The 11,828-nt window shown below is 68.4% G+C and carries 14 protein-coding genes; 7 read left to right on the forward strand and 7 right to left on the reverse strand.

Translation table 11 applies throughout. The features are described from left to right. The first annotated feature begins 50 nt into the window (after nucleotides 1–50). Genes eno through GXN78_RS29115 form a run of 4 tightly spaced genes read left to right on the forward strand, consistent with a single transcriptional unit; the run spans nucleotide 51 to nucleotide 3,079 of the window. Entirely contained in the window at nucleotides 51–1,334 is a 1,284-nt protein-coding gene (gene eno, locus GXN78_RS29100; protein WP_106554301.1) for a phosphopyruvate hydratase, read from the forward strand. A gap of 18 nt (nucleotides 1,335–1,352) precedes the next feature. Continuing rightward, nucleotides 1,353–1,628, forward strand: a complete 276-nt coding sequence (gene ftsB, locus GXN78_RS29105) for a cell division protein FtsB (protein WP_106554300.1) — start codon at nucleotides 1,353–1,355, stop codon at nucleotides 1,626–1,628. Nucleotides 1,629–1,636: 8 nt separating this feature from the next. Then, nucleotides 1,637–2,101 carry a hypothetical protein gene (locus tag GXN78_RS29110; RefSeq protein WP_106554299.1) on the forward strand — a complete coding sequence of 155 codons (465 nt, stop codon included), beginning with the start codon at nucleotides 1,637–1,639 and terminating at the stop codon, nucleotides 2,099–2,101. A gap of 18 nt (nucleotides 2,102–2,119) precedes the next feature. Beyond that, nucleotides 2,120–3,079, forward strand: coding sequence for a hypothetical protein (locus GXN78_RS29115; RefSeq protein WP_106554298.1), 960 nt, complete (start codon nucleotides 2,120–2,122; stop codon nucleotides 3,077–3,079). A 9-nt stretch (nucleotides 3,080–3,088) separates the two neighbouring features. On the opposite strand, the gene GXN78_RS29120 is transcribed toward GXN78_RS29115, so the two are convergent. Continuing rightward, on the reverse strand, nucleotides 3,089–4,087 hold the full coding sequence (locus GXN78_RS29120) for an Hsp33 family molecular chaperone HslO (protein ID WP_106554297.1): 999 nt from the start codon (nucleotides 4,085–4,087) through the stop codon (nucleotides 3,089–3,091). Nucleotides 4,088–4,108: 21 nt separating this feature from the next. After that, complete coding sequence (locus GXN78_RS29125) at nucleotides 4,109–4,633, reverse strand: gamma carbonic anhydrase family protein (protein ID WP_106554296.1); 525 nt, start codon at nucleotides 4,631–4,633, stop codon at nucleotides 4,109–4,111. Nucleotides 4,634–4,671: 38 nt separating this feature from the next. Between GXN78_RS29125 and GXN78_RS29130 the strand changes: the two genes are divergently transcribed. After that, on the forward strand, nucleotides 4,672–5,508 hold the full coding sequence (locus GXN78_RS29130) for a ferritin-like domain-containing protein (protein WP_106554295.1): 837 nt from the start codon (nucleotides 4,672–4,674) through the stop codon (nucleotides 5,506–5,508). Here the strand turns inward: GXN78_RS29130 and GXN78_RS29135 are convergent. The 5 genes from GXN78_RS29135 to GXN78_RS29155 form a co-directional block, all read right to left on the reverse strand. Next, nucleotides 5,505–6,638, reverse strand: a complete 1,134-nt coding sequence (locus GXN78_RS29135; RefSeq protein WP_106554294.1) for a thiolase family protein — start codon at nucleotides 6,636–6,638, stop codon at nucleotides 5,505–5,507. The two genes, GXN78_RS29130 and GXN78_RS29135, sit on opposite strands and share 4 nt — an antisense overlap. 94 nt (nucleotides 6,639–6,732) lie before the next feature. Next, on the reverse strand, nucleotides 6,733–7,320 hold the full coding sequence (locus GXN78_RS29140) for a TetR/AcrR family transcriptional regulator (protein WP_106554293.1): 588 nt from the start codon (nucleotides 7,318–7,320) through the stop codon (nucleotides 6,733–6,735). 67 nt (nucleotides 7,321–7,387) lie between these two features. Then, complete coding sequence (locus GXN78_RS29145) at nucleotides 7,388–8,368, reverse strand: tripartite tricarboxylate transporter substrate binding protein (RefSeq protein WP_106554292.1); 981 nt, start codon at nucleotides 8,366–8,368, stop codon at nucleotides 7,388–7,390. A gap of 41 nt (nucleotides 8,369–8,409) precedes the next feature. Next, the gene (xerD, locus tag GXN78_RS29150; protein WP_106554291.1) at nucleotides 8,410–9,327 is read right to left on the reverse strand and encodes a site-specific tyrosine recombinase XerD; all 918 of its coding nucleotides are present in this window, start codon (nucleotides 9,325–9,327) and stop codon (nucleotides 8,410–8,412) included. Between the two features lie 69 nt (nucleotides 9,328–9,396). Next, entirely contained in the window at nucleotides 9,397–10,374 is a 978-nt protein-coding gene (locus GXN78_RS29155) for a tripartite tricarboxylate transporter substrate binding protein BugE (RefSeq protein ID WP_106554290.1), read from the reverse strand. A 108-nt stretch (nucleotides 10,375–10,482) separates the two neighbouring features. Between GXN78_RS29155 and GXN78_RS29160 the strand changes: the two genes are divergently transcribed. After that, nucleotides 10,483–11,388, forward strand: coding sequence for an AEC family transporter (locus GXN78_RS29160; protein WP_106554289.1), 906 nt, complete (start codon nucleotides 10,483–10,485; stop codon nucleotides 11,386–11,388). 16 nt (nucleotides 11,389–11,404) lie between these two features. Then, complete coding sequence (locus GXN78_RS29165) at nucleotides 11,405–11,827, forward strand: hypothetical protein (protein WP_106554288.1); 423 nt, start codon at nucleotides 11,405–11,407, stop codon at nucleotides 11,825–11,827. Nucleotide 11,828: the final 1 nt, after the last annotated feature.

An 11,828-nucleotide genomic window follows, 5' to 3' on the forward strand; every position in this document is an offset into this window, starting at 1 on the left:
CACACGATCGACACAACCCCAAAGATCTAGATACTGCAGAAGGAAATTGAATGAGTGCAATCGTTGACATCGTCGGGCGCGAGATCCTCGACAGCCGCGGCAACCCCACCGTCGAATGCGACGTGCTGCTCGAATCGGGCACCATGGGCCGCGCCGCGGTCCCCTCCGGCGCTTCCACCGGCTCGCGCGAGGCGATCGAGCTGCGCGACGGCGACAAGGACCGCTACCTGGGCAAGGGCGTGCTCAAGGCCGTCGAGAACATCAACACCGAGATCTCCGAGGCCGTGCTGGGCCTGGACGCCAGCGAGCAGGCCTTCCTGGACCGCACGCTGAACGACCTCGACGGCACCGACAACAAGGGCCGCCTGGGCGCCAATGCGACCCTGGCCGTCTCGATGGCCGTGGCCCGCGCTGCGGCCGAGGAATCGGGCCTGCCGCTGTACCGCTACTTCGGCGGCATGGGCGGCATGCAGCTGCCAGTGCCGATGATGAACGTCATCAACGGCGGCGCGCACGCCAACAACAGCCTGGATCTGCAGGAGTTCATGATCATCCCGGTGGGCGCGCCCAGCCTGCGCGAGGCCGTGCGCTACGGCGCCGAGGTCTTCCATGCGCTCAAGAAGATCCTGCACGACCGCGGCATCAGCACGGCAGTGGGCGACGAGGGCGGCTTCGCCCCCAGCGTCGAGAACCACGAGGCCGCGATCCAGCTCATCCTCGAAGCCATCGACAAGGCCGGCTATGCCGCCGGCACCCAGATCGCCCTGGGCCTGGACTGCGCCGCCAGCGAGTTCTACAAGGACGGGCAGTACGTGCTGGCCGGCGAGAACCTCACGCTGTCAGCCGGCAACTGGGCCGACATGCTGGCGACGTGGGTCGACAAGTACCCGATCATCAGCATCGAGGACGGCATGCACGAGGGCGACTGGGACGGCTGGAAGCTGCTCACCGAGCGCCTCGGCAAGCGCGTGCAGCTGGTGGGCGACGACCTGTTCGTCACCAACACCAAGATCCTGCAGGAAGGCATCGACAAGGGCATCGCCAATTCGATCCTGATCAAGATCAACCAGATCGGCACGCTCACCGAGACCTTCGCCGCCATCGAGATGGCCAAGCGCGCCGGCTACACCGCCGTGATCAGCCACCGCTCGGGCGAGACCGAGGACTCCACCATCGCCGACATCGCGGTGGGCACCAACGCCGGCCAGATCAAGACCGGCTCGCTGTCGCGCTCGGACCGCATCGCCAAGTACAACCAGCTGCTGCGCATCGAGGAAGACCTCGGCGACGTCGCCAGCTACCCCGGACGCGCGGCCTTCTACAACCTGCGCTGACCCGCGGGACGGAGCACCATGCGTTCGCGCATCGTTCCGATCATCCTGGTCCTGCTGCTGCTGATCCTCCAGTGGCAGCTGTGGACCGGGCGCGGCAGCGTGCGCGACGTGGCGCAGCTGAAGGACAAGCTGGCCGAGCAGAAGGACGCCAACGCGAAAGCGGCACTCGCCAACGACAGGCTCAACTCGGAGGTCAACGACCTCAAGCAGGGGCTGGAGATGGTCGAGGAGCGCGCGCGCCAGGAGCTCGGCATGGTCAAGCCCAACGAAGTGTTCGTGCAGATCACGCGCTGAAGGTTGAGATGACTCCCGCCCTGCCGGCCGGCAGCGTGATCGCGCTGATCGGCGCAGATGACAGCGGCAAAGCCCGGCTGGCCGAGGCGCTCGCGCAACGGCTGGCGCAGCGCGGCATCGCGGCCAGCCTGGTGGTCGAGCCCCTGCTGGAAGGCTCGTTCGATGCCAGCACGCTCGAGGCCCACCGTGGTGCCCTCATCCTGCTCATCGCACCCGCCTCGCCGACGCCGGTCGACGGCATGCTGCGCCAAGCGCTGATGGACGCGAAGCTGAGCTTTGCGGTGGTGCACGGCGAAGGCGCGGAACAGCTGGCCAACGCGTGGAATGCAATCAACGTCGCAGCGGATGCCGAAGCCGGCCGCAGTGCTGCATCGAAGGGCGCCACCGCGTGGTCCTGGACCTGCGAGAAGTGCTCCGACCCGGCCTGCGAACACCGATTGTTCAGCGATCTAGTCGCCAGACGCTCGTCATAACACAGAGGAACCGAAGGAATGCAGCATCTCAGACTCCATGCGGCCGTCCTGCTCTGGGCCCTGCTGTCTGCCGCAGCGGCTTCGGCCGCGCCGGCCCAGGCCACCGTGAGCAACGACACCCACACGACCGCCTGCGCCGAAGAAGACAACGTGTCCCTCAACCTCGACGGCGCCCGCATCCGCCGCTTCCGCGTGGAGGCGCTGCCGCCCGTCTACCTGACGAGCATCGAGCAGGACCGCACGGCGCCTGATTTCTCGGGTTGCAACTTCGACGGCAGCACCCACCCGACCGACCCGCGCTACAGCTTCAAGGAGCGGCGCGCGGTGCTGCACGACGGACCGCGATGGCAGGTCGTGGGCATCACCCTCCCCTCTTTCTGGCGGCCCGAACGGGTGCCGGTCCGCGTCGACGGCCGGCAAGATCGCGGCTTCCACATGATCCAGGTCTTTGCCAAGACCGGCGCCAAGCCGCTGGAGGCGATCGTCATGTACCCGTCCGACGGCTACTGGCGCATCAAGCCTCTGCCCGCGCCGCGCTTCGGCGACGGCGTGTACGGCTCCTCCTTCGTGATGGGTCCGGTCGAGCAGGCGGGCAGGCCGATGACCCGCATCGCATCGATCGCGATCGACACCAAGCCGCTGGCCTTCAAGCTCCTCTTCGCGAACGGCGGCGAGGCGAAGGTCGACGTGCGCGAGATCAGCGAGGCGCGCACCACGCTCGACGTGGCCATGAAACCGGGCCGCGGCCAAGGCGCGCGCTTCGCGGTGCTGCGCTCGATGTACGTCGCACCGGACAACGCCGACATGAGCGAAGTGGCATGGCGCACCGTACCGAACGCCGCCGAGGAGCGCAAGCCGCTGCCCGAGGTCAAGACGCTGCAGGCGGCCGATGTTCGCTTCGGCCGGAGCATTCCCTCGCGCCACAACACCAGCGCGCCGGACATCCGCTTCGGCGGCTTCGCGACGGGCGCGCGCTGAAGCAGCGCGCTACTGCATCACCGGGCTCGCCGGCAACTGGTCGCTCGGCGCGGTGAAGATCTGCGCCGCGTCGACCGCGTCGAAGCGGTACTGCTTGCCGCAGAAATCGCAGCCCACCTCGATGTCGCCGCGCTCCACGAGGATGGATTCGGCCTCCTCCTGGCCGAGCCCGCGGATCATCTGCGCCACGCGCTCGCGCCCGCAGGTGCAGGCGAAGTGCGGGCCCAGCAAGCCGGTCTGCGGCTCGAAGCGCAGCAGCTTCTCTTCCCAGAACAGGCGGCGCAGGATGGTCTCGACGTCGAGCGTGAGCAGCTCGTCGCGCGTCAGGCTGGCGGCGAGGATGGCGATGCGGTTGTAGTCCTCGTTGTGGCCGATCTGGTCCACGCCGATCGGGTCGTTGGCGCCGCGGCCGCTGCCCTCGAGGTTGGCCGCGCCCTTGACGGGCAGGCGCTGGATCAGCAGGCCGGCCGCCACCTTGTCGTCGGCGGCGAGCACCAGCGTGGTGTCGAGCTGCTCGCTTTGCAGCATGTAGTGCTGCAGCACCTCGCTGAGCCGCTCGAGCTTGCGGCCGTCGCCATCGACCAGCGGCACCACGCCCTGGTAGGGCTGCTGGCCCGGGAGCTTGTCCTTGGGATCGAGCGTGATCGCGCAGCGGCCCTTGCCGTTCGCGTTGACCATCTCGGAAAGATGCGCATCGGGATCGAGCTCGCCCACCACCTTGGCGGTGGCGCGCAGGCTGAGGTCGGGCTTGACTTCGGCCACCGCGACCTTGACCGGCCCGTCGCCGAAGATCTGCAGGATCAGCGCGCCGTTGAACTTGATGTTGGCCTGCATCAGCGTGGCCGCTGCCGTCATCTCGCCGAGCAGCTCGGCCACGGGCGTGGGGTACGGGCCGGTGGCGGTGTTCGAGGCGCGCCGCGCCAGGATCTCGTGCCAGGCATCGGTCAGGCGCACGATCATGCCGCGCACGGGCAGGCCGTCGAACAGGAACTTGTGCAACTCGCTCAAGGCAGTCTTTCCGATCGGATCTCAACCGATCTTTTTGAGGCCCTTCGCGAAGCGGCGGGCGTTTTCCACATAGTGATCGGCGTTCTTCCGAAGCCGCTCGGCGGCGGCATCGTCGAGCGTGCGCACCACCTTGGCCGGCGCGCCGATGATCAGCGAGTTGTCGGGAAACTCCTTGCCCTCGGTCACGACGCTGCCGGCGCCGACGATGCAATTGCGGCCGATCTTCGCGTTATTCAAGACCACCGCGCCGATGCCGATCAGCGAGTTGTCGCCCACGGTGCAGCCGTGCAGCACGACGTGATGGCCCACCGTCACGTTCTCGCCGATGGTCAGGGGCACGCCGGCGTCGGCATGCAGCATCGAGAGATCTTGAATGTTGCTGTTGCGGCCGACGGTCAGCGTGTCGCTGTCGCCGCGCGCCACCACGCCGAACCAGAGGCTGGCGTTGTCGCCCATGATCACGCGGCCGATGGCCGTCGCGCTGTCGGCAACATAGGCGCCCTGCCCGAGTTGCGGCGCCACGCCATCGAGTTCGTAGAGGGCCATCTCGGAGTCTCCTGGGGTGCAAAACTAGAATTGTAGGGATGCAGCACCCCCGCCTCGATGCCCTGGCCGCGCTGCGCCTCACCGACCCCGACCAGAAGGTGGCTGCGACGCATGCCGCGGCAGCGCAGATGCGGGTGCATCCGGCGCCCGCCACGCCCGTGCGTACGGAAAGCGACGAGGCCGGCGTGCCTGGCCGCCCGGAACGGCCATTGCGCGTGGCCGCCACCGCGGTGGAGAAGCGCTCGCCCTTCACGCCCGAGGGCCGGGCGGCGCTGATTCATTCGATCTGCCACATCGAATTCAACGCCATCAACCTCGCCCTCGACGCCGCCTGGCGCTTCGACGGCATGCCCGAGGCCTACTACCGCGACTGGCTGTGCGTGGCCGACGAGGAGGCCTTGCATTTCACGCTGCTGGACGAGCTCCTGCGCGGCATGGGCTGGCGCTACGGTGATTTCACGGGCCACGACGGCCTGTGGACCATGTGCGAGAAGACCCGGCACGACGTGCTGGCGCGCATGGCGCTGGTGCCGCGCACGCTGGAGGCGCGCGGGCTGGATGCAACCCCGCTGATCCAGGCCAAGCTGCGCCGCGTGAACACACCGGATGCGATCAGGGCCTGCGAGATCCTGGACATCATCCTGCGCGACGAGATCGGCCATGTGGCGATCGGCAACCGCTGGTACCGCTGGCTTTGCGAGCGCGAGGGGCTGGACCCGATCGCGCACTACCGCGTGCTCTACCGCCGCCACGAAGCGCCGCGCCTGCGGCCCCCCTTCAACCTCGAGGCCCGGGCGCACGCGGGCTTCACCCCGGAGGAACTGGACGCGCTCGCGTCCCCGGCTGCTACGCCTGCTTCGCGGCAGGACGCCTAGACACGCTCCAGCACGGTGGCGATGCCCTGCCCGCCACCGATGCACTGCGTGGACAGCGCATAGCGCCCGTTCTCGCGCACCAGCAGCGAGGCGGCCTTGCCCGTGATGCGCGCGCCGGTCGCGCCGAGCGGATGGCCGATCGCGAGGCCGCCGCCATCGATGTTGACGGTCGCCGGGTTCAGACCCAGCTCGCGGATGCAGGCCAGCGCCTGCGAGGAGAAGGCTTCGTTGATCTCGACCACGTCGAGGTCGGCCACCGTGAGCCCGGCGCGCGCCAATGCCTTGCGCGTCGCCGGGATCGGCCCGATGCCCATCACCGCCGGATCGACGCCCACCGTGGCGAAGGACTTGATGCGCGCCAGCGCCTGCAGGCCATGCTTTGCGGCGAAGGCGTCGCTGGTGACCAGCACTGCGGCCGCGCCATCGGTCAGCGGCGAGGAGGTGCCCGCCGTCACCACGCCATCGGGCCGGAAGGCGGGTTTCAGGCCAGCCAGCGCTTCTGCCGAAGTGGTCGGGCGGATGCAGCCGTCGGCGCTGATCAGTTCGCCGGATGCGGTGCGAATCGGCACGATCTCTCCCACCAGCCGCCCTGCCTCGCGCGCGGCGGCCGCCTTGCGGTGCGACTGGACCGCCAGTTCGTCCTGGTCGGCGCGGCTGACCTGCCAGCGCTCGGCGACGTTCTCGGCGGTTTCGCCCATCGAGAGGTAGGTGTCCGTGTTCGCCTCGAGCTCCGGGTTGGGCGAGAAGTTGAAGCCGCCCTGCGGCACCATGGTCATCGACTCCACGCCCACGCACAGGAAGGCCTCGCCCATGCCGGCCTCGATCTGCGCCGCCGCGATGTGCACGGCCTGCATCGAGGAGCCGCAGAAGCGGTTCACCGTCATGCCGCCCACCTCGTGCGGCAGGCCAGCCAGCAGACCGACGATGCGCGCCAAGTTGTTGCCCTGGGCCGCCTCGGGGTAGGCGCAGCCGAGGATCACGTCTTCCAGCAACGCGGGGTCGAGGTCGGTGCGCTGCAGCAGGCCCTTGACCACTTCCACGGCCAGCGTGTCCGGCCGCACCTCGGCCAGGGCGCCTTTCTTGGCGAAATGGAAGGGAGAGCGGGCGTACCCGGCGATCACGGCTTTCATGGGGTTCTCCTGGAAAGGTTTAACGATTAACTACCAACCAATCGGTAGATTTTCAGACCAAAGAAAAGGCACCCGAAGGTGCCGGGACAAAGGATCAGCCGGCGAGCGAACGCTTGAGCTGCACCATGCTTTCGTCGAAGTCGTCCACCCGGCCCGTCATGCGCGCCGCCAGCAGCGCGCCCTGGCAGACCGCGAACACGTAGGCGGCGAGTTCGCCGACCGGCGTGGCCGACTTGCGCTCAGGCAGCAGCGCCCCCAGCACGCCCGTCAGCCACAGCACCTGCGTGCTGCGCAGCTCGCGCACCGCTTGCCGCAGCTCGTCGTTGATGACGTCCCAGCCCGGCGCCAGCGCCCCCGCGGGACAGACGCCGAACCCGGCGCGCAGGCCGTCCCGGTACATGCGTAAGTAGGCGTCGAGCGCGGCCTGGGGCGTGCGCACCTTGGCGCCGGTCCAGTGCTTGAAGGCCTGGGTCGCATCCTGCAGCACCGCGATGCCGAGCGCTTCCTTGGTCGGGAAGTGGTGGTACAGGCTGGGCTTGCGGATGCCGACCTTGTCGGCCACGTCCTGGAAGCTGAAGCCGAGGTAGGAGCGGGTCTGGATCAGCTCACGCGCCACGCTTAGGATCTGCTCGCGGGTGGTGGCGCCGGCAGCTTCGACGGAAGTGGCGGAAGTGGAATTCATCTACCTACTATAAGGTAGAAAATGTCATCTGGCAAGCCCTGCCGCACATGGCGGCTCGCCCCCCGCTTCAATCGCCCTTGATGCCCGCCGCCTTCACGATTCGCGCGTTGCTCTCGTACTCTTCGGCGATCTCGTCGGCAAAGGCCTCCGCCCCGCCGCCGGCGGGCACGTTGTCGGTGGCGATCAGCCGGGCGCGCAGCTCGGGACTGTCCAGCGCCTTGTTGATCTCGGCGTTGTACTTGGCGATCAGGATGGCGGACGTGCGGGCGGGCGCGAACACGCCGAACACGGAGCTGAGGTTGGCGGCCGGGAAGCCCAGCTCGGCCAGCGTCGGCACCTTCGGCAGGCTCTGCAGCCGGTCCGGCGCGCCCACCGCGAGCGGGCGCAGCTTGCCCGAGCGGATATGCGGCGCCACCGCCGGCCCGGCGTTGATCGACAGGATCTCGAACTGCGCGCCCAGCGCATCGTTCATCTGCTGCGCGCCGCCCTTGTAGGGCACATGCGTGATGTCCACCCGCGCCGCGCTGCGCAACTGCTCCAGCAGGATGTGGCCCAGTGAGGCCTGGCCCGAGGTAGCCCAGCGCACCGCGCCCGGCCGGGCCCGCGCGTCCTCCATCAGCGTGCGGAAATCGCGCGTGCCGGTGGCCTCCGTGGCCAGCAGCAGCACGGGCGAGTACATGACGCTCGCCACCGGCGCGATGTCCTTCAGCGGGTCGAAGGGCGACTTGCCGAGGTGCGGGTTCAGCACCAGCGGGCTGATCGCCGCGAAGCCCAGCGTCGCGCCGTCGGGCGCGGCCTTGGCGACCGCGTCCATGCCGATGGTGCCGCTGGCGCCCGCCTTGTTCTCGACCACCACCGCGCTGCCCAGCTGCGCGGCCAGCCTTTCGGCCAGCGCGCGCGCCACCACGTCGCTGACACCGCCGGCCGGATAGGCCACGACCATCCGAATGGTTTTCGGGACGGCCTGCGCATGCACGGCCGCGACGGCGAGGCTGCAGGCCAGGCCCAGCAGCCAGCCACGGACGCGAGGGGAAAGCTTCCGGGTCATCGCTTCTTTCCTTGTCGGCTTGATTCCTTCACACCTGCACTTCATCCGCGCGGATGGTGCTGCGCATGCAATTGTTTCAGGCGCTCGCGCGCAACGTGCGTGTAGATCGTGGTGGTCGAGATGTCCGCATGGCCAAGCAGCAGCTGCACCGCGCGCAGGTCGGCGCCGTGGTTGAGCAGGTGCGTGGCGAAGGCGTGGCGCAGCGTGTGCGGCGACAGCGGCACATGGACGTCCGCCGCCTGCGCGTGCTTCTTGACGATGATCCAAAACATCACGCGCGTCATCCCCGCGCCGCGCGCGGTGACGAAGAGGTCGGCCGTCTGCTGGCCGTCGAGGATGGCCGGCCGCGACTCGTGCATGTAGCGCTCGATCCAGCGCCGCGCCTCGCCGCCGAAGGGGACCAGCCGCTCCTTGCTGCCCTTGCCCAGCACGCGCAGCACGCCGTCGTTGAGGCTCAGGTCGAAGACCTTCAGCGTCACCAGTTCGCTCACGCGCAGCCCGCTCGCGTACATCAGCTCGAGCATCGCGCGGTCGCGCAGCCCCAGCGGCGTGTCGATGTCGGGCGCGGACAGCAGGTCTTCCACCTGCTTCTCCGACAGCGTCTTGATCGCGCGCGGCGCCTGCCTCGCGGGCACCAGCCGGAGGCTCGGATCGGCGCCGATGCGCCGCTCGCGCACGGCCCAGCGGAAATAGCGCTTGAACACCGTGAGCCGCCGGTTGGCCGACGTCGCCTTGCCGCGGGCGGTGAGCCGCGCGCCCATGTAGGCCTGCAGATCGCTTTCGCGCGCGGCGTCCAGCGCCAGGCCGCCCTGGGCATGGAGCCACTGCGCGAACAGCGCGAGATCGCGCCGGTAGGCCGCCAGCGTGTTCTTCGACAGGCCGTCCTCGAGCCAGAGCGCGTCGATGAAATCGTCGATCTCGGGCGTTGCGAGGGGCGTGTCGAGGGTGGCCGCGGTCATGGGACGGCAAGATAGCAAAAAAAAAGCCGCCCGGATCGCGGGCGGCTTTCTGTGGGAAGCGCGGGTGCTTCAGTTGTCCAGCGTGAGCTTCTGCTTCACCACCACCTGCTTGTACACCGCGAACTCGGCCTTGATCTGCTCGGCGAACTGCTCGGGCGAGTTGGCCACGATCAGCGAGCCGGTGTCCTCGATGCGCTTGCGCACCGCCGGGTCCTCGACCGATTTCTTCACGCCTGCGTTGATCTTGTCGACCACTTCCTTCGGCAGGCCCTTGGGCCCGAGGATGCCGTAGTAGGCCATGCGGTTGACGGGCTCCAGACCCACTTCCTTGAAGGTCGGCACGTTGGGCAGATCCTTCAGCCGCTGCGGCGCGGCGACCACGATCGGCACCAGCTTGCCGGCCTTGATGAAGGGCATCGCCGAGGGAATGTTGTCGAAAATGATCGGCACCTGCCCGGCCACCGTGTCGTTCAGTGCCGGGCCGGCGCCGCGGTAGGGGATGTGGGCCACGAAGGTGGTGGTCAGGCTCTTGTAGAGCTCCATCAGCAGATGGCCGATGCCGCCGGTGCCCGAGGAGGCGTAGGAGTACTTGCCCGGGTTCTTCTTGATCTCGGCCAAGAACTCGGCATAGTTCTTGGCCGGGAAGTTCGGGTGCACCGCGATGATGTTCGGCGTGGCCGCGATGTTGACGATGGGCGTGAAGTCGTTGATCGGGTCGTAGGGCGTCTTCGGATTGATGGCCGGGTTGGCGGCCGTGCTCGACACCGTCGCCACGCCCAGCCTGTAGCCGTCGGGCGTGGCGCGCGCGGTCTCGGCCGCGCCCACGATGCCGCCGCCGCCGGCCTTGTTGATCACCACCACGCTCTGGCCCAGGTGCTTGCCCAGCGGCTCGGCGATCACGCGGGCCACGATGTCGGTGGTGCCCCCCGGCGCGAAAGGCACCTGCAGCTCGATGGGCTTGTTGGGATAACCCTGCGACCAGGCGGGACCGGCGACCAGCGCCAGCGCGGCGGCGCCGGCGAGTGCATTCCATTGACGACGTTGCATGAAGAAGGCTCCTCGAGATCGAAAATTCGAAAGCTGGGATGCTAACGGCTTCGCACACGCCTCAGTTCGTGGATAACCCATGGAAAGACGACGTTTATCCTCGGACGGGTGAACTATGCCCAGCTGCTCTTCCCCGACTTCTCCCTCATCGCCTGCGGCTGGCTGCTCTGCCGCTACACCGCACTGAACCGCCGCGTCTGGGACCAGGTCGAGAGCCTGGTCTACTACTTTCTCTTCCCGGTGCTGCTCTTTCATTCGATCGTGCGCAGCCCGCTCGACTTCGGCGCCACCTCGCACCTGCTGACCGCCGGCGTCGGCGTCGGCCTCTCCGGTATCGCGCTGGCCTATGCCCTGCCCTTCCTGCCGTGGCTGCGCACGCACATCGACCGCAGCGACCACGCGGCCAGCGCACAGGTCGCCTTCCGCTTCAACTCCTTCATCTGCCTGGCGCTCGCCGATCGCATGGCGGGACCGGCCGGCCTGCTGATGATCGCGGTGTTGATCGGCGTGTGCGTGCCGCTCTTCAATATCGCCGCGGTCTGGCCCATGGCGCGGCACGCGCAGACCGGCTTCGCGCGCCAGCTGCTGCGCAATCCGCTGATCATCGCCACGCTCAGTGGCCTGGTGGCCAACCTGCTGGGCTTCACCGTGCCGGACTGGCTGACCCCCACCCTCACGCGCATCGGCGCCGCCTCGCTCGCGCTGGGCCTGATGGCTGCGGGCGCCGGCATGCAGTTCGCGACGCTGGCGCGCGGCAAGACGCTGGCCGTCTCGGTGCTGGCGATCCGGCACCTGGTGCTGCCGCTGATCGCCTGGGGTCTGGCGCTGGGGCTGAAGCTCGATGCGGCGCAGGCGGCGGTGCTGATGACCTTCTCCGCCGTACCCACCGCTTCCAGCGCCTACGTGCTGGCCGCGCGCATGGGCTACAACGGCCCCTACGTCGCGGGCCTGGTGACGCTGTCCACGCTGCTGGGCGTCGCGAGCCTTCCTTTTGCCCTTTCGCTGGGCCGCTAGGACTACCATCTCGCCGATGCGCTCCCTGCTGGTTCTCGCTGCGGCATCGCTTGCGCCAGCGCTGCACGCCCAGGAGTACACCCGCTACCTGGGCGGGTGGCAGGGGCCGTTCCTGCTCTACGTGACGCAGCAGGACACCGGCGCGCAGGGGCCGCCGGCGGTCTTCAACGGCAGCCTGCAGATCGCCAACGACGGCAGCGTGCGCGGCCAGCTGCCCGACGCGGCCTGCACCCTGAGCGGCTCCAGCACCGACTTCGTCTCTGCTGCCAATGCCTCGCTCGAGCTCGACATGAGCGGCTGCAAGGACGCGCGCTTCAACGGGCATTTCGCCGGCAAGCTGATCAACAACCCGGCCCTCAAGTACGCCTCGCTGCGGCTGAGCTCGATGCGCTCGCTCGATGCCGCCACCGCGCAGGTTTCGGCGATCCTGCGGCGTTGAA

Origin of the sequence: Variovorax sp. WS11 (genome assembly GCF_010499245.1) — a bacterium.
Classification (GTDB): domain Bacteria; phylum Pseudomonadota; class Gammaproteobacteria; order Burkholderiales; family Burkholderiaceae_C; genus Variovorax.